General features: G+C 62.8%; 17 protein-coding genes. 11 read left to right on the top strand and 6 right to left on the bottom strand.

Going from position 1 to position 23,945, the window contains the following annotated elements; translation table 11 throughout:
- The first annotated feature begins 71 nt into the window (after positions 1-71).
- The 4 genes from LMG28727_RS06485 (at position 72) to LMG28727_RS06470 (ending at position 6,089) form a co-directional block, all read left to right on the top strand.
- Positions 72-440 (top strand): MliC family protein, encoded by a 369-nt coding sequence (locus LMG28727_RS06485; RefSeq protein ID WP_201641494.1) that lies wholly within the window; start codon positions 72-74, stop codon positions 438-440.
- 255 nt (positions 441-695) lie between these two features.
- Positions 696-2,348, top strand: coding sequence for an acetolactate synthase large subunit (locus LMG28727_RS06480; RefSeq protein ID WP_201641493.1), 1,653 nt, complete (start codon positions 696-698; stop codon positions 2,346-2,348).
- A gap of 177 nt (positions 2,349-2,525) precedes the next feature.
- Positions 2,526-3,962, top strand: coding sequence for an aldehyde dehydrogenase family protein (locus LMG28727_RS06475; RefSeq protein WP_201641492.1), 1,437 nt, complete (start codon positions 2,526-2,528; stop codon positions 3,960-3,962).
- A gap of 642 nt (positions 3,963-4,604) precedes the next feature.
- On the top strand, positions 4,605-6,089 hold the full coding sequence (locus LMG28727_RS06470) for a DEAD/DEAH box helicase (protein WP_201641491.1): 1,485 nt from the start codon (positions 4,605-4,607) through the stop codon (positions 6,087-6,089).
- 93 nt (positions 6,090-6,182) lie between these two features.
- On the opposite strand, the gene gluQRS is transcribed toward LMG28727_RS06470, so the two are convergent.
- Together gluQRS and LMG28727_RS06460 are read right to left on the bottom strand one after the other, a co-directional pair.
- Positions 6,183-7,067, bottom strand: a complete 885-nt coding sequence (gene gluQRS, locus LMG28727_RS06465) for a tRNA glutamyl-Q(34) synthetase GluQRS (protein WP_201641490.1) — start codon at positions 7,065-7,067, stop codon at positions 6,183-6,185.
- A 34-nt stretch (positions 7,068-7,101) separates the two neighbouring features.
- A complete protein-coding gene (locus LMG28727_RS06460; protein ID WP_201641489.1) occupies positions 7,102-7,965 on the bottom strand; it encodes a sulfurtransferase in 864 nt (287 codons plus the stop codon).
- A gap of 342 nt (positions 7,966-8,307) precedes the next feature.
- Here LMG28727_RS06460 and dnaE point away from each other — a divergent pair, with 342 nt between their 5' ends.
- Positions 8,308-11,886 (top strand): DNA polymerase III subunit alpha, encoded by a 3,579-nt coding sequence (gene dnaE / locus LMG28727_RS06455; protein ID WP_201641488.1) that lies wholly within the window; start codon positions 8,308-8,310, stop codon positions 11,884-11,886.
- Between the two features lie 248 nt (positions 11,887-12,134).
- Here the strand turns inward: dnaE and LMG28727_RS06450 are convergent, their stop codons facing one another.
- Positions 12,135-12,896 carry a glycosyltransferase family 2 protein gene (locus LMG28727_RS06450; RefSeq protein ID WP_201641487.1) on the bottom strand — a complete coding sequence of 254 codons (762 nt, stop codon included), beginning with the start codon at positions 12,894-12,896 and terminating at the stop codon, positions 12,135-12,137.
- 331 nt (positions 12,897-13,227) lie between these two features.
- Here LMG28727_RS06450 and msbA point away from each other — a divergent pair, with 331 nt between their 5' ends.
- Positions 13,228-15,021: a lipid A export permease/ATP-binding protein MsbA gene (gene msbA / locus LMG28727_RS06445; protein ID WP_201641486.1), complete on the top strand. Its 1,794-nt coding sequence runs from the start codon at positions 13,228-13,230 to the stop codon at positions 15,019-15,021.
- Positions 15,022-15,095: 74 nt separating this feature from the next.
- Here msbA and LMG28727_RS06440 read toward each other — a convergent pair whose 3' ends face one another.
- Positions 15,096-16,202, bottom strand: coding sequence for a glycosyltransferase family 9 protein (locus tag LMG28727_RS06440; protein ID WP_236591636.1), 1,107 nt, complete (start codon positions 16,200-16,202; stop codon positions 15,096-15,098).
- A gap of 533 nt (positions 16,203-16,735) precedes the next feature.
- On the opposite strand from LMG28727_RS06440, the gene LMG28727_RS06435 reads away from it, so the two are divergent.
- From LMG28727_RS06435 to LMG28727_RS06425, 3 genes are all read left to right on the top strand, one after another.
- Positions 16,736-17,875 carry an O-antigen ligase family protein gene (locus LMG28727_RS06435; RefSeq protein WP_236591635.1) on the top strand — a complete coding sequence of 380 codons (1,140 nt, stop codon included), beginning with the start codon at positions 16,736-16,738 and terminating at the stop codon, positions 17,873-17,875.
- 16 nt (positions 17,876-17,891) lie between these two features.
- Positions 17,892-18,827: a glycosyltransferase family 2 protein gene (locus LMG28727_RS06430; RefSeq protein WP_201641484.1), complete on the top strand. Its 936-nt coding sequence runs from the start codon at positions 17,892-17,894 to the stop codon at positions 18,825-18,827.
- A gap of 63 nt (positions 18,828-18,890) precedes the next feature.
- A complete protein-coding gene (locus LMG28727_RS06425; protein ID WP_201641483.1) occupies positions 18,891-19,736 on the top strand; it encodes a glycosyltransferase family 2 protein in 846 nt (281 codons plus the stop codon).
- Positions 19,737-19,777: 41 nt separating this feature from the next.
- Here LMG28727_RS06425 and LMG28727_RS06420 read toward each other — a convergent pair whose 3' ends face one another.
- Together LMG28727_RS06420 and LMG28727_RS06415 are read right to left on the bottom strand one after the other, a co-directional pair.
- Positions 19,778-20,098 carry a hypothetical protein gene (locus LMG28727_RS06420; protein ID WP_201641482.1) on the bottom strand — a complete coding sequence of 107 codons (321 nt, stop codon included), beginning with the start codon at positions 20,096-20,098 and terminating at the stop codon, positions 19,778-19,780.
- A gap of 85 nt (positions 20,099-20,183) precedes the next feature.
- A complete protein-coding gene (locus LMG28727_RS06415) occupies positions 20,184-20,750 on the bottom strand; it encodes an ester cyclase (protein ID WP_201641481.1) in 567 nt (188 codons plus the stop codon).
- A gap of 205 nt (positions 20,751-20,955) precedes the next feature.
- Here LMG28727_RS06415 and LMG28727_RS06410 point away from each other — a divergent pair, with 205 nt between their 5' ends.
- Together LMG28727_RS06410 and LMG28727_RS06405 are read left to right on the top strand one after the other, a co-directional pair.
- On the top strand, positions 20,956-21,879 hold the full coding sequence (locus LMG28727_RS06410) for a recombination-associated protein RdgC (RefSeq protein ID WP_201641480.1): 924 nt from the start codon (positions 20,956-20,958) through the stop codon (positions 21,877-21,879).
- A 131-nt stretch (positions 21,880-22,010) separates the two neighbouring features.
- Positions 22,011-23,417 (top strand): HdeD family acid-resistance protein, encoded by a 1,407-nt coding sequence (locus LMG28727_RS06405; RefSeq protein WP_201641479.1) that lies wholly within the window; start codon positions 22,011-22,013, stop codon positions 23,415-23,417.
- Positions 23,418-23,945 lie beyond the last annotated feature (528 nt).

Raw genomic sequence — 23,945 nt, 5'->3', positions numbered from 1 at the left:
GTGCGGCGCCGGGAAGTTGCCGCACAAGCGTGCCGTCCGTGTTTGACACGCAGCCCCAATCGAGGCATCTGATGACGAAATGGCTTGTTGCAACGATCACGGCGATGGGTCTCGCGGCGTTTGACGGCAGCGCATACGCCGCGCCTTTACAACTTTCCGAACTTCAGATCAAAGACCATCAGACGCACAAATACACCTGTGCAACCGGCAAGATTCTCCAGGTCACCTACTGGAATACATCGAACGGTCAGAGCTTCGCGCTCGTGCCGGTGAAAGGTAAGCCCCTGCTGTTCGTCAACACGATCTCCGGCTCCGGTGCGAAATATCAGGCCGGCAGCTACACCTGGTGGACCAAGGGGCCGCGCGCCGATCTATACGACGCGATGAGCGGCGAAAACGCGTCGCCGATTCTGTCCGACTGCGTCACCATCGTCCGCTAGACATCATGCGGCGGCTCTGCTCCCCGATGCCGCCGTTCGTTTCCCGTTGGTTTGCGTCTCACGCCTGCGCTGCGGCATTGCCCGCTCGCGCGCATCCTTTTTGCGTCAGTAGTAAGCTGTCCGGCATGGCATTCGCCATGCCGTCCTGCCTTGCCGCGCGTTGTCCGCGTGGCCGTCGTCGTCTTCGATCGTCCCTCTGCGGACCCTAACGGTTGGGCCTACAGCCCGCGTCAGTATCATCAAGCGAGACTCTCAATGAAAGCATCGGACCTGTTCGTCAAATCGCTGGAAGCCGAAGGTGTCGAGTACGTGTTCGGCATTCCCGGTGAAGAAAATCTCGATCTGCTCGAATCGCTGCGCCGCTCGAAAATCCGTCTGATTCTCACGCGTCACGAACAGGCCGCCGGTTTCATGGCAGCGACCTACGGACGGTTGACCGGCCGCACGGGCGTTTGTCTGGCCACGCTCGGCCCCGGCGCGACCAACTTCGTCACCGCCGCGGCCTACGCGCAGTTAGGCGGCATGCCGATGCTGATGGTCACCGGCCAGAAGCCGATCAAGTCGAGCAAGCAGGGCCATTTCCAGATCGTCGACGTGGTGCGGATGATGGAGCCGCTGACCAAATACACGCGCCAGATCGTGTCGATCAGCAATATCCCGGCGGCCGTGCGCGAAGCGGTCCGGCAAGCCGAAGAAGAGCGGCCCGGCGCCACGCACCTGGAGTTGCCCGAAGACGTCGCGCATGAAGAGGGTGACGGCAAGCCGATTCCAAAGAGCTACAGCCGACGTCCGGTTGCCGAGGAAAAAGCCGTCGCGCGCGCGGTCGAGGCGATCACTCAGGCGAAGCATCCGCTGCTGATGATCGGCGCGGGCGGCAATCGCAAGACCACGACCAAGATGCTGCGTGAGTTCGTCGATCAGATCGGCATTCCGTTTTTCACCACGCAGATGGGCAAGGGCGTGATCGACGAATCGCATCCGATGTGGCTCGGCAACGCGACCCTGTCGGACGGCGACTTCGTGCACCGCGCGATCGATCTCGCCGATTGCATCATCAATGTCGGGCATGACGTGATCGAGAAGCCGCCGTTCTTCATGCGCAGCGGCGACGCGGGCGAGAAGACGGTGATTCACGTCAATTTTCTCGGCGCGGAAGTGGATACGGTGTATTTCCCACAGATCGAAGTGGTCGGCGATATCGCCAATGCGGTGTGGCAGTTGAAGGAGAGTCTCAAGGAGCGCCAGGAGCATTGGGACTTCACGCGTTTCAAGGAGATCAAGGAACACTTCGAGGCGCATCTGGTGAAAGGCCAGCACGACGAACGCTTTCCGATGTACCCGGTGCGGATCGTCAACGACGTGTACACCACCACGCCGGTGGACGGCATCGTGTGTCTGGACAACGGCATGTACAAGATCTGGTTCGCCCGCTATTACCGCGCGCACGAACCGAATTCGCTGCTGCTCGACAATGCGCTCGCGTCGATGGGGGCAGGTCTGCCTTCGGCGATCGCGACGAAGATCGTGCATCCGGACCGCAAGGTGATGGCCGTATGCGGCGACGGCGGCTTCATGATGAATTCGCAGGAACTGGAAACGGCAGTGCGCCTGCGGCTCGACCTGGTAATCCTGATCTTGCGCGACGACGCGTTCGGCATGATCCGCTGGAAACAGGAGAACATGAATTTCCCCGATTACGGAATGACGCTGAACAATCCTGATTTCGTTGCTTACGCTGAAAGCTATGGTGCAAAGGGGCATCGGATCGACTCGGCAGATCAGTTCGCGCCGTTATTGCGGGAATGTTTCGCGACGCCGGGCGTGCATGTGATCGATCTGCCGATCGACTATTCGGATAACGAGCGCGTGCTGAATCGCGAGATCAAGCGGTTGTCCGCGCAGTTGTGAGTCGTCCTTGAATCGTCCTTGAATCGTCCTTGAGTCGTCTTTTAGCAGAGCGTGGTTGTGAAGCTTTTGAGCGGCAGACAGCGGGTCCAGAAACGTGCATAGGGCGTGTCCGCGGTTGAACAGACTGCCACTGTCCGCATTGTCGAACATCGGATATCGGATCAAGGAGAGCGCGTCATGTTGAAAAAGACCTACCCGTACTACCTGGCGAACGAAGCGGTGGCGGCGAACACCGATCTCGACGTCACCGATAAATTCAGCGGCGAAGTGGCAACCCGTGTGGCGATGGCCGACGCGGCCGCCATCGACAAGGCAATCGGCTACGCCGTCGACGCGATGCCCGCGTTGCGCGCGTTCCCTCCGTTCAAACGGCAGGCGGTGCTCGAACATTGCGTCGCGCGTTTTCGCGAACGTTACGACGAACTGGCGCTCGCGCTGTGCATCGAGGCGGGCAAGCCGATCAACGACTCGAAGGGCGAGGTCACGCGGCTGATCGACACGTTCAAGGTGGCCGCGGAAGAGAGCGTGCGGATCGACGGTGAGATCATCAATCTGGAAATTTCGCCGCGCGCGAAGGGGTATCACGGCTATGTGAAGCGTGTGCCGATCGGGCCGTGCTCGTTCATTTCGCCATTCAATTTTCCGCTGAACCTGACCGCGCACAAGGTGGCGCCGGCGATTGCCGCGGGCGTGCCGTTCGTGTTGAAGCCGGCGAGCCGCACGCCGGTCGGCGCGCTGATCATGGGCGAGATTCTCGCGGAGACTGATTTGCCGAAAGGCGCGTTTTCGATTCTGCCGGCCCATCGCGACGGCGCCGACTTATTCACGACCGACGAGCGCTTCAAGCTGCTGTCGTTTACCGGCTCTCCGGCGGTGGGCTGGGATCTGAAAGCAAAGGCTGGCAAGAAGAAGGTGATCCTGGAGCTGGGCGGCAACGCGGCGGCGATTGTCGATGGTGATCAGGGCGGCAAGCTCGACTACGTGGTCGAGCGGCTCGCGTTCGGCGCGTTCTATCAGTCGGGGCAAAGCTGTATCGGCGTGCAGCGGATTCTGATCCACGCGAAGATTTATGACGCGCTGCGCGAGAAGCTGATCGCCAAAACGAAGTCGCTGGTAATGGGCGATCCGAAGGACGAAAAGACCTTTGTCGGGCCGATGATTTCCGAATCGGAGTCGAAGCGCCTTGCCGGATGGATGGACAGTGCGGTGCAGGCGGGCGCGACAATCGTCGCGGGCGGCAAGGTGGACGGCGCGATGTTCGAGGCGACGCTGCTCGAAGGCGTGAAGCGCGACACGGATCTGTATCGAAAGGAAGCATTTGGGCCGGTCGCGATCCTGGAGCGTTTCGACGATTTCGACGCCGCGCTTGCGACGGTCAACGACAGCGACTTCGGTCTGCAAGCCGGCGTCTTCACGGATTCGCTCGCGAACGCGCATCGTGCATGGGATGCGCTGGAGGTGGGCGGCGTGGTGATCAACGACGTGCCGTCGTTCCGGGTCGACAACATGCCGTACGGCGGTGTGAAGGATTCGGGGCTGGGGCGCGAAGGCGTGCGCTATGCGATTGAAGATATGACGGAGATGCGGTTGATGGTGATGCGGGAGACGTGGTGAGGGTTGGGGCGCTATAGGACCCCGCGGTGAGGCGTTGTCTGGAGATGGAGGGGCGGCGGCCTGGAAGAGGGCGCCGCTCGGCAGTGCGTGCATGTGCCGCCGGTCAACGCCTGCGCATGCTATTCAAGGAAGGCCTGCGCGGCTACCTGGCCGTCAGTTGTTTCTCCGGGTCTGCGCTCGGCCGGTGGCTGGCCTGATGGTGTCAGATGCTGTCACGTTACTGTCGTCCGCACGCACTACCCTCGCCAGGAAGGGCAGGAAGGGCAGCAAGGGCAGCAAGGGCAGCAAGGGCAGCAAGGGCAGCAAAGGCGGCAACGCCCGTGGCGACGGAAAAGCCCGAAGGGGACGCCAGTACGAACTGGCACTTTTTTTGTCAATCCCGGTGTTTCGCGCGTGTTCGCCCCCGGCCTTTCCTCGTCCTACGCAGAAACTCAGCGCATGCGCCATGAGTGTTTTTGCTGAAGTGCTACAATACCGGCCTTTCCGGCGGGTGTTTCCGCCGGCCGGAGCCGGCCGCATTTTTCCCGTAATACTGACGGGTCCCGTGCGGAACGCCGTGGCTCCGCCTTCATCACGATGCCCTCTGCGGTTCCGACCGCTGCCGCGCGCACCGCGCCAAGCGCATTTTTAGCGAAAGCCACCATGTCCGACACAGCCGTCACGCCCATTACTGCGACTTTTGATCAATTCGGTCTCGCGCCCGACATCCTGAAAGCCGTCAAGGAATCGGGCTACACCACGCCCACGCCGATCCAGGAGCAGGCCATCCCTGTCGTGCTGGCCGGCCGCGATGTGATGGGCGCTGCGCAAACCGGTACCGGCAAGACCGCGAGCTTCTCGCTGCCGATCATCCAGCGTCTGCTGCAGCACGCCAGCACGAGCGCATCGCCCGCACGCCATCCGGTGCGCGCGCTGATCCTCACGCCGACCCGCGAACTCGCCGACCAGGTCGCCGCGAATGTGCAGTCGTACGCGAAGCACACGGCGCTGCGCAGCGCGGTAGTGTTCGGCGGCGTGGATATGAATCCGCAATCCGAGCAACTGCGCCGCGGCGTCGAGATTCTGATCGCGACGCCGGGCCGTCTGCTCGATCACGTGCAACAGAAAACCGCCAACCTCGGCCAGGTGCAGATCCTCGTGCTCGACGAAGCCGACCGGATGCTCGATATGGGCTTCCTGCCGGATCTGCAGCGCATCCTGAACCTGCTGCCGAAAGAGCGTCAAACGCTGCTGTTCTCGGCCACTTTCTCGGGCGAAATCAAGAAGCTGGCGGCGACTTATCTGCGTAACCCGCAGACCATCGAAGTCGCTCGCAGCAACTCGACCGCGACCAACGTCACGCAGATCGTCTTCGAAGTTGCCGAGGGCGACAAGACTGGCGCGGTCGTACAACTGATTCGCGAGCGCAGCCTCAAGCAGGTTATCGTGTTCTGCAACAGCAAGATCGGCGCGAGCCGTCTGGCGCGCAGTCTCGAACGCGACGGCGTGGTTGCCACCGCGATTCACGGCGACCGCACGCAGAACGAGCGCATGCAGGCGCTCGAAGCGTTCAAGCGCGGCGAGATCGAAGCGCTGGTGGCGACAGATGTCGCTGCGCGCGGTCTGGATATCGCCGAATTGCCGGCCGTGATCAACTTCGACCTGCCGTTCAGCGCGGAAGACTACGTGCACCGCATCGGCCGTACCGGCCGCGCGGGTGCGTCGGGCGACGCGTTGTCGCTGTGCAGCCCGAACGAGCGCAAGCAGCTTGCCGATATCGAGAAGCTGATCAAGCGTCCGCTGGATGTGCAGCGTCTCACCGTCGAAGCGCCAGTGCGTCATCATCATGAAGAACGCGCGCCGCGCCGCGAACGTAGCAGCGAAGCTCGTGAAGGCCGCGATGAGCGCGGTAGCCGCCGTCGTTCGGGCGCGCCGTCGTCGGGTTCGTTCGACCGGCCGCATCATCACCGCGCGCAGCCTGTGGATGATTTCTTCCTGAAGCCGTATGAGCCGTCGCCGGCTTCGGTTCGCAAGATCGAAGAAGCGAATGCTGCTTCGGCGGCGCCGCAGAAGTCGGGTTCCAAGCAACCGCTGGCCGCGTTGCTCGGCGGCTTTGGCATGCCGCGCAAGTCGACTTCGTCGTCCTGATGCTGATTCAGGTTTTGAGGCGTTAAGCCTTCGAATCTGTTTAAACGCTTCGGCGTATCAAGCGCTTCACCGTTTCAACGGCGAAGCGCTTTTTTATTGTCGAACGTCCATTCGCTTCGCCCAAGCACTCGTCGCGGCTTTGTAAAAGCCGTCGAGCGTCGTATGGTGCGAGCCATCCAACTCCAGTTGCAGATGTCGGGCTGCCGCGTGCAGCGCTTCGAGCGGCTTGTCGCTGTCGAGCGCGGTTGCGCCGTTCTGCTTGCTGAGCTTCTCGCCGTGTTCGTTCGTGACGACGGGCACATGCAGATACTGCGGTGTCGGCACGCCAAGGCAATGCTGCAGAAAAATCTGCCGTGCCGTCGAGTCCATCAGATCCACGCCTCGCACGATGTGCGTGATGTTCTCGTCGGCGTCGTCGACGACCACGGCCAATTGATACGCCCATTGATCGTCCGCGCGACGCAGCACGAAATCGCCGACCTCGGTGGCCAGATTCTGCGTCTGCGCGCGTTGCCAGCGATCCTCGAACGTCATCACGGCGGCGTCGCCGTCGGGCACGCGCAGACGCCAGGCGCGCGCGGGCTTGCCGTTGAGGCCGTGACGGCAGGTGCCGGGATAGGCGAGGGTCGTGTTGCGCGCGTGCGCGTGCAGCAGCGAATCGGCGATTTCCTTGCGCGTACAGCCGCACGGATAGATCAGACCGGTGGACTTCAATTGCTCGAGCGCCTGCGCGTAGCGCGGCATGCGCTGGCTTTGCCAGACCGGTGTCTCGTCCGCGTGCATGCCGAAACGTGCGAGCGTGGCGAGGATATCTTCGGTGGCGCCCGGCACGGTGCGAGGGCCGTCAATGTCCTCGATCCGCACGAGCCACGTGCCCCGATGAGCACGAGCGTCGAGCCAGCTTGCGAGTGCGCTGACCAGCGAGCCGAAATGGAGCGGCCCGGTAGGGGACGGCGCGAAGCGTCCGCGATAGGTCATGGTTGGGTGGCCCGCCACCCATGCGACGCGGCCATTACGCGGCGCGCGTTGCCTTGCTTTCCGGATGGCATTCCGGACACGTCTTGCCTGCCACGTACAGTGGCGATTGTTGCGCCTCAGGCGGCACCACGGCGCGGCAGCCGAAGCATTGCGCGGTGGCGGTCGGCTCCAGTTGCGGATTCAGCGCAGTGCGGTAATCGAACACGAAGCAGTCGCCGTGATAATGCGCGCCGCCCACTTCCTCGAAGTACTTCAGGATGCCGCCTTCGAGTTGATATACGTTCTCGATGCCGACTTCCTTCATGTGGATCGCGGCCTTCTCGCAGCGAATCCCGCCGGTACAGAACGACACAACGGTCTTGCCTTCGAGATCGGCGCGATTGTTTTCGATCACTTCCGGAAATTCGCTGAATTTCGTGATGCGGTAGTCGAGCGCGTTGTCGAACGTGCCGACATCGACTTCGAACGCGTTACGCGTATCGAGCATGACGACCGGACGGCCCTGGTCGTCATGGCCACGGTCCAGCCAGTTTTTCAGCGTAGGCGCGTCGACGAACGGCGCGCGGCCGAGTTCCGGCTTGATTGCCGGCTTTTTCATCGTGATGATTTCGCGCTTGAGTTTGACCAGCATGCGCGTGAACGGCTGCTTGTCCGACAGGCTTTCCTTGAACTGCAGCGACGCGAATTTGCCCTCGAACAGCGGGTCGTGGCGGATGTAGTCGATGAACGCGTCGGTGTTCTCGCGCGTACCGGCGACGAACAGGTTGATGCCCTCCGGCGCCAGCAGAACGGTGCCGCGCAGGCCGAGCGCGTTGCAGCGTTCGGTGACGGGCGCGCGCCAGGCGGCGGTGTCTTCAACGGTCGCGAAATGATACGCGGAGAGATTGACGATACTCATGTGTGTCCAGCGGTAAGAAGTGGCCGGCGACGCGGAGAGCGGCGCGCATTCAGGCGCCCGTGTTCGGACCCCGTATTGGGAGTCGGTCCGGCGCGGCCAGGTCAAATAGGCGAAACCGCTATTATCCCTCAACCGGGCAGTTTCCCCGACTCGGCCGAATGGCCAGCGCTTTGCGCTAGCGCAAAGCGCGCACCAGGTTGCGGTGAAATTGCCGCGCATGGCCGCCAGCCTTGGAGACCGACGCGTCTTGAACGCGTGCGCATGGCGTCGCCTCGCTGACGTCTTAGGCCGGATGGCTAACGTGTGGTGCCGGCCTGAAAACTGCGGAAGGGTGGAGTTACAATGTCGCCCATGTCAGATCCCCGCTTCGTTCATCTCCGCGTCCACTCCGAATTCTCGATTGCCGATGGCATCGTGCGTCTTGACGACGTCGTCAAGGCCGCCGCCAAAGACGGTCAGGGTGCGCTCGCCCTCACCGACCTCGGCAACGCGTTCGGCCTCGTTCGTTTCTACAAGGAAGCCCGTGGCAAAGGGGTCAAACCCATTGCCGGCTGCGACGTCTGGATCACGAATCCCGACGACCGCGACAAGGCTTCGCGCTTGCTGCTGCTGGTCAAAGACCGGCGCGGTTATCTGAATCTGTGCGAACTGCTCAGCAAGGCATCGCTCACGAATCAATACCGTGGGCGCGCGGAAGTCGAAGCCGGCTGGCTCGAATCGGGCCTCGGCGAAGGGCTTCTCGCGTTGTCCGGCGCGCAGCACGGCGACGTCGGCCTCGCGCTCGCGGCAGGCAATGAGGAAGCGGCCAAGCGCAACGCGCTGCATTGGGCGAAGGTGTTTCCGAACGGCTTCTACATCGAATTGCAGCGCAGCGGTCAGCCGGGCGGTGAGCAGTACGTGCAACAGGCGGTCGCGCTGGCGGCGTCGCTGAAATTGCCGGTGGTCGCCACGCACCCCATGCAGTTCATGACGCAGGACGACTTTACCGCGCACGAAGCACGCGTGTGTATTTCCGAAGGCGATATTCTCGCGAATCCGCGTCGTCAGAAGCGCTTCACGCCCGACCAGTTTTTCCGTACGCAAGAGGAAATGGCCGCGTTGTTCGCGGACATTCCGTCGGCGCTCGCCAATACGGTCGAAATCGCCAAGCGTTGCAATCTCACGCTCGAACTCGGCAAGCCGAAGCTGCCGCTGTTCCCGACGCCCGACGGCATGTCGCTCGACGACTATCTGGTCCAGCTGTCGAAAGAGGGCCTCGAAAAGCGTCTCGAACAACTTTATCCGGACGAAGCCGAGCGCGCCGCGCAGCGCGAGACCTATTACCAGCGCCTCGATTTCGAGTGCGGCACGATCATCAAGATGGGCTTTCCGGGCTACTTCCTGATCGTTGCGGACTTTATCAACTGGGCCAAGAACAACGGCGTGCCGGTCGGACCCGGCCGGGGTTCCGGTGCAGGTTCGCTGGTCGCCTATGCGCTCGGCGTGACCGACCTCGATCCGCTGCGCTACAACCTGCTGTTCGAACGTTTCCTGAATCCGGAACGGGTCTCGATGCCCGACTTCGACATCGACTTCTGTCAGCACGGCCGCGATCGCGTGATCCAGTACGTGAAAGAGAAGTACGGCGCGGACGCGGTGTCGCAAATCGCGACGTTCGGCACGATGGCGGCGAAGGCGGCGGTGCGCGACATCGGCCGGGTGCTCGATCTCGGCTATATGTTCACGGACGGCATCGCGAAGCTGATTCCGTTCAAGCCCGGCAAGCACGTGACGATTGCCGACGCGATGAAGGAAGAGCCGCTGTTGCAGGAGCGCTTCGACAACGAAGACGAAGTGCATCAGTTGCTCGAACTCGCGCAGCGCGTGGAAGGCCTCACGCGTAACGTCGGCATGCACGCGGGCGGCGTGCTGATCGCGCCCGGCAAGCTGACCGATTTCTGTCCGCTGTACACGCAGGGCGACGAAAGCGGCGTGGTTAGCCAGTACGACAAGGACGACGTCGAAGCGGTCGGCCTCGTGAAGTTCGACTTTTTGGGTCTGACTACGCTGACCATTCTCGATTGGGCCGAGCGCTATATCCGCCGTCTCGATCCATCCAAGCAGGACTGGTCGCTCGGCCAGGTGCCGCTCGACGATCCGGCGTCGTTCTCGATCCTGAAGAAAGCGAATACGGTCGCGGTGTTCCAGCTGGAAAGCCGCGGCATGCAGGGCATGCTGAAAGACGCGCAGCCCGACCGTTTCGAGGACATCATCGCGCTGGTCGCGTTGTACCGTCCGGGCCCGATGGACCTGATCCCGAGCTTCTGCGCGCGTAAGCACGGCCGCGAAGTGGTCGAGTATCCGGATCCGCGCGTCGAATCTGTTCTGAAAGAGACCTACGGCATCATGGTCTACCAGGAGCAGGTGATGCAGATGGCGCAGATCATCGGCGGCTATTCGCTGGGCGGCGCCGACTTGCTGCGTCGCGCGATGGGTAAGAAGAAGGCCGAGGAAATGGCCGAGCATCGCGAGTTGTTCCGCCAGGGCGCCGCGAAGAACGGTCTGACCGCCGAGAAGGCCGACGAAATCTTCGACTTGATGGAGAAGTTCGCGGGCTACGGCTTTAACAAGTCACACGCGGCCGCGTATGCGCTGCTCGCGTACTTCACCGCGTGGCTGAAGGCGCACCATCCGGCGGAATTCATGGCGGCGAATATGTCGCTCGCGATGGACGACACCGACAAGGTCAAGATCCTGTTCGAAGACTGTCTGACGAACAAGATGGCCGTGTTGCCGCCAGATGTGAATCTGTCCGCGTATCGTTTCGAGCCGGTTGCGGAACCTGACGGCAAGAAGTCGAAGACGATCCGTTATGGCCTCGGCGCGATCAAGGGCAGTGGTCAGAATGCGATTGAAGAGATTCTGCGCGCGCGCGAAGACGGTCCTTTTATCGATATTTTCGATTTCTGCAACCGGATCGATCGCCGCGTCGTCAATCGTCGCACGGTCGAGGCGTTGATTCGCGCGGGCGCGTTCGACACGTTGCATGCGAATCGCGCGCAACTGATCGCGTCCGTGTCGCTCGCGATGGAAGCGGCCGAGCAGGCGGCCGCCAATGCGTCGCAGGCGGGTCTGTTCGACATGGGTGACGCGCCGTCGCAGGGTCACGAACTGGTCGACGAGCCGGAATGGCCGGAAAAGAAGAAGTTGCAGGAAGAAAAGGCTGCGCTCGGCTTCTACCTGTCAGGCCATCTGTTCGACGCATACAAAGCCGAAGTGCGGCGCTTCGTGCGTCAGAAGATCGGCGAACTGAAGGAAGGCCGCGACAAGCTGGTCGCAGGCGTAATCGCGTCGATGCGCACGCAGATGACCCAGCGCGGCAAGATGCTGATCGCGCTGCTCGACGACGGCACAGGCCAATGCGAAGTGACGGTCTTCAATGAGACTTTCGAGGCCCACAAGCATCTGTTCAAGGAAGACGAGTTGCTGGTCGTCCAGGGGCAGGCGCGTAATGACGCGTTCACGGGCGGTATTCGCTTTACCGTCGAAACCGTCATGGATCTCGGGCGCGCGCGTTGCCGTTATGCCGAGGCCGTAAAAGTGCAGATGAACGGTAACGCCGACCCGCTGGCGTTGCGTCGTGTGCTCGAAGCGCATAGTGCCGGCAAGGACGAGCCGCAGGCGGCCGCGGCGCCCGCGCCTTCGCCGCGTGGCGGCGGAGGCGGGCGTAACGGCGGCGGCTATGGTGGTGGCGGTTATGGTGACCGTCAGCGTCAGGCGGTGCAGATTCCAAACGGGCTGGCTGTGCAGGTGGTTTATCGCAGCGAGAACGCGGAAGGAGAAATGCGCCTGGGCGACGCGTGGCGCGTGAAACCGACCGACGAGTTACTCGCCGCGTTGCGCGGCGAGTTTGCGGGAAGCTCGATCGAGATCGTTTATTGAGGGTGGCGGGGTTGTTCGGGCCGGTGTTTGCGTTTTTGCCCGGACCCGGACCCGAACCCGGACCTGAGTTCAAGTGAAGCAAAAGGCGGCGAACCCGAGGTAAGGACTTGAAAGCAGATTCCGGCGCCGGGGCATTGCGAGAGTTGCGACCGACTCAGCGTCCAGGCTCGTAAGGGGCAAATTGTCCAGGTCTGTAAGAGGCAAACCGCATAGGCCGTCCGGCGCTGCCGCCGCCCTCTCGCTTCGCCTCAACGCCGCGCCTTTTCCCCCAAGCGCGCCAGCTTCAAAAACCGGTAGTACACCGTCTCCGCATTGAACATCGCGATCATGAATCCCGCGCGGCCATCCAGAAAGCCGCGCCGCAACAGATACGTCCGCACGAACGCCCACGCGCCGCGACCCAGCGCCTGACCAAAACTGCCGCGCTTACCCGCCGCGTGACGTTGCTGTGCGCCCGCCGTCGAATACGCGTCGAGCTTGCGCAATACGCCTTCGAAGTCCTCGTACGAGTAGTGCAGCAGTTTGCCGGTCAGGCGCTGCGCGGGCGTGTCGAAAACCAGGCGCTCGTGCACGAGGTCGTCGGAAAAACGTGCGGCTCCCCGTTTGAACAGGCGAGGAATCCAGTCGGGGTACCAGCCGCTGTGATGAATCCAGTGACCGCAGAAGCTCGACAGGCGGTCGACGGCGTAGACCTCGGCGGTGGGTGCGATGAGCGCTGCACGGATCGCCGAGGCCAGTTCCGGCGAGACGATTTCGTCGGCGTCGATGGAAAGAATCCAGCTTGTGCTGAGTGCCTCCACCGCGCGGTTTTTTTGTGGGCCGAAGCCTGGCCAGTCGGTCTGCTCGATCACGCGCGCGCCGTGTGCGCGGGCGATGTCGGCGGTGCCGTCGGTGCTGCCGCCGTCGATCACGACGATCTGATCCGCGAAAGCCACGGCCTGTAGGCATTCGGCCAGTCGCGCCGCCGCGTTTTTAGTGATGAGGGCGACGCCGAGAGTGGTTTCTTGCATACCTGAAAATGCGTGGGTGAGTGCGGTGCGTGGAAGACGAAATGACGAAGCGGACGATGCAGGTGAGCGGCGAAGTCGAGTTCCGCCAGCGGTTTGTCGCGAGTATACACAGCGGAGTCCGCCGGGCGTTAAACCACGTCGACGGCCGCTGGCTCATACTTGCTGCACATGTGGCCGCGCACGGTACACAAGCACGCCGTCGCCCGCGCCGGCTCGTGCCACATCGCGATCAACCCCATCACCAACCGTTTACAATGCTGTCTTTTAATACGCCGCGTGGCGGACATCCGGTCCGCCGTGCGGTTGCTGTCCCGCATTCACAGAGGATTCCTTGAGCGCGAAGCCAACGTTAAGCAAACCCATCGGTTCAGGTGAGGCGTCGTCGCCGACTGTCGTTCTCCGGCGCCTGTGGCCGTACATCAAGCCGCTGCTATGGGTGCTCATCGGCGCGATTGCCGCGATGGCCGTGAGCGCCGGCACCGACGCGGCGATCCCCGCGTTGCTCAAACCGCTGCTGGACAAGGGCTTTGGCGCGCACGCGAGCAACAAGGCGGCCTGGTTCGTACCGGGCGCGGTGATCGGCCTCGCGCTGATTCGCGGCGTGTCGCAGTACGCGTCCGGCTATCTGCTTGCGTACGTGTCGAACCGGATCCTGCTCGACCTGCGTCTGAAGATGTTCGACCGGATGATCCACACGAGCGTCGCGTTCTTCCAGCGTGAAACCGCAAGCACGGTGATCAACGCGATCGTCTTCGAAGTGAACCAGATTCTCAACGTGTTGCTGAGCGTGATGGTGACGCTGGTGCGCGATTCGCTGACGGTCGTCTTCCTGCTCGGTTACCTGTTCTATCTGAACTGGCGTTTGACGCTGATCGTCGCGGTGCTGCTGCCCGGAATCGGCTGGCTGGTCGGCAAGATCAACCGTCGTCTGCGGCGCCTGAACCGCGAGCATCAGATGCTCACCAACGAACTGTCGTACATCGTCGAAGAAACGGTGGGCGGCTACAAGGTCGTCAAGGTGCACAACGGCGAGCAGTACGAAATCGACCGCTTCACGTCGATGAGCAAGCGCCTGCGCGGCTACGCGATGCGCATGATCGTCTCCGGCGGTCTCGCGCAGCCGTTGACGCAATTCCTCGCGTCCATCGCGCTCGCGGTCGTGATTACGATCGCGGTGGTGCAATCGTCGTCGGATCAGACCACGGTCGGCGGCTTTGTCGCGTTCGTCACGTCGATGCTGCTGATCATCTCGCCGCTCAAGCATCTGATGGACGTGAATCAGCCGCTGCAACGCGGGATGACCGCGTGCGAGCTGATCTTCGGTCTGATCGACGAGCCGTCCGAGCCGGAAGGCGGCGGCAAGCCGCTCGAGCGGGCGCGCGGCGAAGTGGAATTCCGCGACGTGTCGTTCACTTACGGTACCAATGCCACGCACAATCGCCATACGCTCGACCAGGTGTCGTTCAAGGTCGCGCCGGGCGAAATGGTCGCGCTTGCCGGTCCGTCGGGTAGCGGCAAGACCACGCTGGTAAATCTGCTGCCGCGCTTTTTCGATCCGACCGGCGGTGCCATTCTGGTCGACGGCGTCGCGATTCCCGAATACGACCTGCACGCGCTGCGCAGCCAGATCGCGATGGTGAGCCAGGACGTCGTGCTGTTCAACGACACGGTCGCGAACAACGTCGCGTATGGCCAGACGGCCGACGCGGAGAAGGTCAAGGCCGCGTTGCACGCGGCCAACCTGTGGGATACGGTCGAAGCCATGCCGAATGGCATCGACACGCTGGTGGGCGACAACGGCATGATGCTGTCGGGGGGCCAGCGGCAACGTCTGGCCATCGCCCGTGCGATCTACAAGGATGCGCCGATCCTGATTCTCGACGAAGCCACGTCCGCACTGGATTCCGAATCGGAGCGCCATGTGCAGTCCGCTTTGGAAACCCTGATGAAGGGCCGCACGACGCTGGTGATCGCGCATCGTCTGTCGACCATCGAGCGTGCGAACCGGATTCTGGTGATGGAAGCAGGGCGCATAGTCGAAAGCGGCAGCCATCGCGAGCTGCTAGCGCAAGACGGGCTGTACGCGCACTTGCACCGCATCCAGTTCCAGCAGAACGCGGCGTAAGTTCGCGCCCGGCCGGACGACCGGCCGGGTGGCAGCATCACGCATCGCGGAGGCGCGCCGCCGTGATGCGTCGCCTAAGCGGCGACTTCCGGTTTGTCCGCCCCGGCCAATTGCGTCCGGATCGCGCTCATGATGGCCACGGGCGTGATTTCGTCGACGTCGCCCGTACTCTGGATGCCGATCGAATGACATTGTTCGGTCAAGCGCAGATAGGGCGGCTCGCGGTCGGAAAACAGCGAGACGCTCGGCGTCGGGGTGGAATGGGCGACGTGCATCAAACCGCCGTCCGCGCCCACGAAGAGGCTCGCTTGCGCCGCTATTTCGCGCGATTGCAGCAGGCTCAACTGACCGACCCACGAACTGATGGTCAACCTGCTGAAGGTCTGTTTCAGCAACGCCTCCGCGATGGCCAGCCCGTTGTCCGAACCGAGCAATACGATGTGCTTCGGCATGCCGTGCTCATCCGACTGGTCGATGAGTTCCAGCAGTTCACTCCAACGCCGGTACGTACGGTTCGCATCGAGCCCGCCCACGGCGAGCGCCAGAAAGCGGGTGTTGGGCAGACACGCGCGCACCGATTCGCGAGTCGCGGCGTTCGTCGCCAGATAGGGTTTGCTCATCGACACGATGCTGGCCGCCGGATACCCCAGCGAGAACGCGTGGTTGACCGCGGCGTAGCTGAAGCTCGTCTGGTTGCGGTCCGGTCCGTAGAAATACTGGAACAGGCAGACGTACGGCAGATGCCGGAAATGCCGCGCCTTCAGCTTGATGGACGGCAGGTTGAATTCCGACATCACGATTGCATCGTAGGGACGGCCGTTCAGTTGCTGCAAGTCGGAATAGACGTTCTGGAAAACATCGTCTTCTTCGAACAGCTTGTGCAGGTTCGGCAGCGTGAACAGATCGATCTCGAAGCCACGGCCTTTCAGCAGCGCGCGGCCCGACATGTCCATCGTCGCGTCGCCGAAATTGCGTTTGCCGGTGTAGATCCACAGCAGCCGCCTGATCGAGGCGGTGTTCGTGAGTTCGAGGCGGGTCTGCCCGCGCCATTTGAGCAGCAGGTGCTTGTGAAGATACTTTTTGACAATCTTCGCCCGCGACGTCTTGCGCAGAAACACCTCGGGCTCGTGCGCGACGCCTGCGTAAGGAATGCGCACGGAGCGGTCGACGGCCGTATCCACGGCTCTTTTCAAAGCGGCAGGCGCGCTGCGGTAGAGCGCGCACATCAATCGATTCATTGCTCGGAACGGGGAAGAAGTCAGGGTTTTGCCGCCGTCGGCGCGTGCGCCGTGCAATCCTGGCGGCTGTCCGCGGCGGCGGAGTGTGCGGCCTGTATGGTACCAGCCTGTGTTGCGAGCCCACGCAGGCTTTGCTGCGTCGCAGTTGGCCCGTCCCCGCCGGTGCAAGTGGCGCCCGGCACCGGCTGCCGACCCGGGCGGGTTAATAGGATAAGCACGGGAACCCGGTACAATAGCGGGGCCATCGTACCCGGTCGCGCGTCAACTGACACAACGGCCGGTTAAATTTATAAGACATGTCGACGCCCGCCAAAATATCTTCTCTGAGCGTCAACTCTCGAAGCCTGCTACCAGCGTTATTCCTGCTCACGTATCCGTCGGCCAGTCTGCTGATACACGGTGCGGGCAGTGCGCTGTCAATTGCGGCCGCGGTCGTTTCGCTTGCTCTTCTCCTCCTGCCCAGAACCTGGACAGGTGTGCCGTCCATTCAGTGGGACCGTACCGATATCGCGTTGTGCATCGGCACCGCCTGTCCGTTTTTCGCCGTCCTGCTCGCGGGTGTCTGGCACGGCGCGGTCGTGCCCAACACGCTCGATTCGCCTTCCCGTTTCTTTGCCGCCGCGCCATTCTTTCTCGTACTGCGCCGCAGTTTGCCGCGCACGCTCGCGTGGAGCGACCTGTCGTTTGCGCTGGCCGCCCTTGTGTCTCTCGGTATTCTGCTGATCGCGCCGCGCGATTGGGGTTTTGGCCGGCTCGGCAGCGACTTTCTGAATCCGATTCACTTCGGCGATATCGCCCTCGTCATGGGCGCGCTGTCCATCCTGTCGCTGAACTGGTGGCACAAGGACGGGCTGATCGTGCGCATCGTCAAGGTGGCGGGTCTGTTCGCCGGGCTGGCCGCGTCGCTGATGTCCGGCTCGCGCGGCGGCTGGATCGCGATTCCCATCGTGGCGGCGATGGTTTTCTATACGCGCAGCCGCGACAAGTCGCGTAAATGGAAAGTGGCGTTTCCGCTTGTGATCGTGGCAATTCTGGCCGGCGCCTACGCGTTTTCGCCGACCGTGCGCGACCGCGTCGGCGATGTGTCGTCGGATCTGGTGAAGTACACGCACGGCGACAAGGACACGCCGATGGGCATCCGGCTGCAACTGTACGAGGCGGCGGGCCGCATCATCAGGAGCCATCCGGTGCTAGGTCTGGGCGGCGATGGCTTCCGCAACAGCATGCAGTCGTTTGCGAAAGCGGGCCTGCTTACGCCGGCTGCCGCGCAACTGGGCCGCGGCGAGGTCCATAATCAGATGTTCGCGTACATGACCGACTACGGGATTGTCGGCGGCCTTGCGGTACTGGCCATCTACATCGTGCCGGGTGTCGTCTTCTGGCGCCGTCTGAACGCGCCGGCGATGCCGGCGCGGCGTGCTGCGCTGATGGGGCTCACCTTTATCGTATCGTTCTGGATCTTCGGGCTCAGTGTCGAAACGTTCGATCTGAAGATGACCGTGTCGGTTTACGCCACGGTCATCGGAATTCTTGCCGCGTGCTGCGCCTATGCCGACAGGAATGGCGCCGCGTCTGACAGCGCAACCGGCCGCCCGTCGCGCGATTCCATTCAATGAGACTGCCTACTCCCTCATGTTCAGTATCCTGATTCCGAGCTGGAACAATCTGCCGTATCTGAAGCTGTGTATCGACAGCGTTCGGCGCCATTCGGCGTTCGACCACGAGATCATCGTGCACGTCAACGACGGCAGCGACGGCACGCTCGACTGGGTTCGCTCGGAGGGCATCCGTCACACCTGGAGCAACGGTAATGTCGGCGTTTGCCTGGCGTTGAACGACGCAGCCCGGCTCGCCACGCGCGACTGGATTCTGTTCCTGAACGACGACATGTTCTGCACGCCGGGCTGGGACCGCGCGTTCGAGGCGAGCCTGCGCTCGCTCGGCCATTCGTCGGCGTATCTGTCTTCGGTGCTGATCGAGCCGACCGACACCGGCAATGCCAACGTGACGGCGGCGAACTTCGGCACCGGCCCCGACAACTTCGACGAAGCGGGGCTGCTCGCATACGTCGCCGGTATGAAGGCCGCCGATCGCAACGGCGTGGCGTTGCAACCCATGCTGATCAGCCGCCAGTTGTGGCATGCGGTGGGCGGCTACAGCATCGAGTTCGGACCGGGCATGAGCAGCGACGACGACTTCCTGATGAAGCTTTGGCTGGTCGGTTGCCGCGTGTTCCGCTCGGTTGGCGCGAGCCGTATCTATCACTTTGGCTGCAAATCGACCGGCCGTATCCGCCGCAATCGCGGTGGCCGCGAGTTTCTGATGAAGTGGGGTATTTCGCAGCGCGATTTCACGCGCGACTATATTCGCCAGACGGCCAGCGCCGCACCGGGCACGTTGCCCAATGTGCCGCGCGCGCCGTTCAAAAGCCGCTTCAAGCGCGTGCTGTACGCGTTGGGCCGCTATCCATTCGAAGATCTGGAAGGCTGGGAGCCCGATCTGCCCGCCCGGCTCACTTTCACGAAGCCGTTCGACGAGACGTCTGAAGACCCCGGCACGCGCAACTGATCCGCACCGGGCCTGACCGGCGCGATCCGCTTGCCCGTGCCAACACTACGGAATTCCTATTCGATGTTCTCAATCATCATCCCGACCTGGAACAACCTGCCTTATCTGCGCCTCGTGATCGAGAGCCTGCGGCGTCATTCGACGCACGCGCACCAGATCATCGTGCATGTCAACGACGGCTCGGACGGCACACTCGACTGGGTCCGCAACGAGGGCATCGAGCACACCGCGTCGCCCGGCAATATCGGCATCTGTCACGCGGTCAATATCGCGGCGGCGCGCGCCACGCACGACTACATCGTCTACATGAACGATGACATGTACTGCTGTCCCGGCTGGGACGACGCGCTAGTCAGGCGTCTCGCGCAGATGCCGGCGGACAGGCTGTTCCTGCTGTCGGGCACGATGGTCGAGCCGGTCGACTCCGGGAATCCGTGCGTCGTGGTGCAGAACTTCGGTCGCGACGTGGAGAATTTCCGCGCCGACGAACTCGTTGCCGCTACCCCGAAGCTGGTGCGTGCCGACTGGCGCGGCGCGACCTGGCCGCCGACGCTCGTGCACCGCGACTGGTGGTTCAAGGTCGGCGGCTACAGCAGCGAATTGAGCCCCGGCATGAGCAGCGACAACGATTTCTCGATGAAACTGTGGGACGCCGGTTGCCGCGTGTTCGTGGGGGTCGGCGACAGTCTGGTTTATCACTTCCAGCAGAAGAGCACCGGTAAGGTGGTCAAGAACGATGGGCGGCGTCAGTTCCTCAACAAGTGGGGGATGACCCAGGCGACTTTCGATCGTTACTTCCTGCGACGCGGCACGGCTGTGGAAGGCGGGCTGGCGGTCAGCGAGCCTGAGCGCACTGGCCGTTTGCGGCGAGCGCTGCTCAAGTCGCGGATCAAGCGGGCTTTGAGTTAAGGGCGTTTCTGCATCACTCCGCGGCGTCGCAGCCCGCCGCGTCACACCCCGCCCGTCACCAGTGGCAGCACCGTCAGATCCGGATGGGTGCCTTCCACAATGCTGCGTCCCACATGAACCCCTTCGTAGAGCGCGTCGTCCTTACTGGCGAAGCTCTCTTCGCCGTCTGCGTGAAACGGCACCGCGTGGCCCGGAATGGCGGGGTTCGCGCCCGGATGACAGACATAACCGACATACGTGTAGCGCGCCGGTGGCGGCGCCAGCCCGTGTGATTCATCGGGCGGCCCCTTCTGGAACGGCGCCACGTGAATCTCGAAGCCCTCGTATTCCACCATCTGCCAAGGTGCGGTTTCGTCGGCCATGGCCGCCTCCGTCTTGATCCGTGCCTGTCAAAAGTCTAGGTGATTTGCATGCGGAACGCGGCGCCGGACGGATACGGCAAAACCACTACGGCTTGATCGCGCCAAGCTGCTTGAGCAACGTGAGGTTGTCCTCCAGGTGCCAGTTTTCGACGATGCGGCCATCTTTCACGCGATACAGGTCGAACGCCTGGAAATCGACGCGCTGGCCGTTGCCCTGCAGATTCTGGAACTGGCCCGTGAAGTGTCCGTAGAAATGCAGGTGGACCGATGCGCGGTCGCCGGCCACGACGAGGTCGTCGATTTCCGCGTGCAGGTCGGGCACGGCCGCCCTGAATCCCTTCGACGCCGTCAACGGCCCTTGCGGCCCCTGCGGCCGGCCGTCCGGCAACGTGCGGTCGACGAACTCGGGCGACAACGCGAGTTTCGCCCACGCTTCGTCGCCGGTATTCCAGAACGCGGCGTAGCGGCGCGCGGTTTGCACGACCGCTTCGCTTTGCGCGGACCTGGCGTCGACGGCGACGTGGTGCGGAACGGGCAGATCGGCGTCGTTCGTGGCGCTTGCTGCATGCGCGAGCGGAGCCGCGAGAGCCCCGGCCAGACTGGCCGCAAGCAATGCGTGACGGGCGATCCGTGAAAGCGGGAAGGTGGACATGGGGTTCTCCAGAGAAGCTGAATCGGTGAATGGGTCGATGAAACGCATTCTCCGGCTAATGACTGCATTTGATAATCGGTCTGCCGATTAAAGGATTTTCACTTTAAATTTGAAAATAACCGGCAACTTCGTTACCAGCTTTCGAGGGCACCCGGCTCTGCCGTCAGATAGAATGACGCGCTTTGCCCCGGAAACGACCTCGCCCATGTGGTTCAAAAACCTTCAGCTTCACCGTCTTCCCGCTCCGTGGTCCGTCACCCCCGAACAGATGCAGAAGTGGCTCGCGCCGCACGCGTTTGCACCCGGCAACAGCGTCGAGATGCAAAGCCACGGCTGGGCGTCGCCACGCGATAACGACTCGCTGGTGGTCGCGCTCAATGGCCAGATGCTGCTGATGTTCCGTACCGAAAAAAAACTGCTGCCCGCGTCGGTCGTCACTCAGGTGACGAAGGAGCGCGCGCTCGAACTCGAAGACCAGCAGGGCTTCAAACCTGGCCGCAAGCAGATGCGCGAACTCAAGGAGCAGGTCACCGACGAACTGCTGCCGCGCGCGTTCAGCATTCGCCGCGATACACGCGTGTGGATCGATGGCAGGAACGGCTGGCTGGTGATCGACGCTGCGTCGCAAGCAGTGGCCGATGAAGTGCGCGGCCTGCTGGTGAAATCGATCGATCAATTGCCGCTCGGCACGGTGCGCGTGACGCAATCGCCGGTCGCGGCGATGACGGAGTGGCTGCTGTCCGGCGAAGGTCCCGCGGGTTTCTCGCTCGACCAGGACACCGAACTGCGCTCGCCTAACGAGGGCAATGCCACGGTGCGCTATGTCGGACACACTCTGGATGCCGAAGATATGCGCCGTCATATCGAAGCCGGCAAGCAATGCATGCGACTCGCGATGACGTGGAACGACCGCGTGTCGTTCGTGCTCACACCGTCGCTGACCATCAAGCGCATCGCGGCGCTCGACGTGTTGAAGGAAGCCAGCGACCCGACCGCGCAGAACGACGACGAGCGCTTCGACTCCGACTTCACGCTGATGACCGCCGAACTCGACCGCATGCTGACCGGTCTGCTCGACGCGCTGGGCGGCGAGCAGCGCGAGGCGATGCCCCAGGCTGCGGCGGCCTGACCCGCTGAGCGGCTTTTAACGAGCCGGTCGTGGATGGCGAGACGACGCGCCAGGGCGTCCGCTGCCGGTGTTCTTTCTGAATGTGGTTAAGATGACGCTCAGAAGTGCGTACCGGTCACGGAGGGCTTGCGATGGTCCGTCTCGTCATGATCCTGCTAGGCGTCGATTATCTGCGCACCCGCTGGCGGTCGCTGCAGATCGTCGGCTGGATAAGCCTGGTGCTCGGCTTGGTGGTGTTCGTCGACGCGCTCGATAACGCGCTTTATTTTCCGATTACGCCGTTTGCGCTGTTGCTGTTGCTCGAAGGGCTCGGCACGCTGGCTATCGCGTGGACCGGCATGGGCGGGCAACGCACGCTGCGCTATGTGAAGGGCCTCGCATTCTGCGTGGCGGCGGCGCTGATTCTCGCCGGTCATCATCACGGCAACTTCATTCTGTCGATGATCTTCGGCACGCTTTTTCTGGCCGATGGCACGCTGCAGATCGTCTCCGCGCGCGTGGTCCGCTACCGCACGTGGCGGCTGGCGGTAGCCGGCGGCGCGCTTGAAATCGCGCTGGCGATTTTCTTCTTCCAGCCTTTCCCCACCCATTACGTCGGCACCGTGCCGTATTGCCTCGGCCTCGGGCTGATGTTCGGCGGCTGGAATCTGATCCTGCTCAGCACGCGAGTACGGCGCTTGTCATCGAATCCTGCGGTCGCCCCGGGCGATGCGCACGCAACCATGGGTTCGCGCACGCCCGGCGTGCCGCTTAAAACCGAATGGGACGGCCCGCCCGCCGCCGACGAAGCGGCGCTCACCGTGCACGTGTGGACGCCGGTCGGCTCGGCCAGAAGCGAGGCGCGCCGTCAGTTGATTGTCGATCGCTATATTGCGGCGGTGGATCGCCACGGCGTGATATCGACCGGCCATGCCGCGCTCGAATCGCCCGAGGGTATCTACATCAGCCTGTATCCGGGTGTCGAAATCGATCGCTCTCCCGACGACTTCACGCGGCTTCTGCGTGCCACGCGCGAGAATGACGTGCCGGGCGTTTTCCAACCCGATTACCAGACCGAATCGACAGCATGGTGCCCGTCGACGATTCAGGTGCGCATCCGCAATTACGATCCGGTGCGTCTGCGGCGCTTCTGGGACGCGTATCGACAGGACACGACTTATAACCTCACGCACCGCAACTGTTCGAGCACGGTGTCGCGCGCGCTGGAAGCCGCGATCGAAGGCGCATCGGCGCGGGTGTGGGGCAGCGTTGGCGACTGGCGGCCGTTCTGGCGGGTCATCACGACGCCGGAGTTGTGGGTCGCTGCGCAGCTGCGCAAGCGTGCGGCGACGATGGCGTGGACGCCCGGTCTTACGCTCGACTATGCGCGCGCGCTGAGCATGCTGGCCGATCCGCGTCCGTCGGGTTGGGTCAAGATGGCACGTCTTGCCGTGCGGCGGATGATCCATTCGCGGCAACAATGGCGCGAGGAGGCGCGCAACGCGCCCGCCGCGCAGGAAGCGGCGAGTAGCGCAGCGCGAAGCGGGGCGAGGGAGTGAGGGCGCGCGCCGCGTGAGGGGCAAGCGCCCCGAAATATGACGCAGCAGGACCGCCGCGCGTGCCCAACATCGACGTCGCGGTAAAAATGGCAAGCACATCAACAGCTTGCAGATTTTGCCGGCTAGTTATGCACAGATTTGCGAACAGATTCTGTTGATAACTTCCGCGCTTTGCGCAGTTATTTAGATGAACGTTGGGAATGAATTCGGCGGGTGTATGCTGGCCCGTCGTTTTCCGATCACGCATGGGCGCTTCCAGGTCCCGCTGCGGTTCGCGCGCCCCGTCAGGCTCGAGCCTTGCTGTCACCTTGCTGTCACTATCAGGCCTGCGAGGCAGCGGCGTTTGACGAGAACGACGGCGATCGACAGCGTGCAGTCGCTGGCATTCATCGTAGCTTCAGATGAATCAGCGGCCGTGTTTGGCGATGCGTCGCATTAGCGTAGTCCGAGATTCCTGTCACCGATCCGCGGTTGGCCCGCGAGGTCGCCTCCATGACACGAACGCGTCCGGCCACCTGATGCCGGTGC

Origin of the sequence: Paraburkholderia metrosideri, from assembly GCF_904848625.1 — a bacterium.
GTDB classification, from domain to species: domain Bacteria; phylum Pseudomonadota; class Gammaproteobacteria; order Burkholderiales; family Burkholderiaceae; genus Paraburkholderia; species Paraburkholderia metrosideri.
The sequence above is the reverse complement of the archived record's forward strand: the minus strand, read 5'-3'. Positions and strand labels throughout refer to the sequence as shown.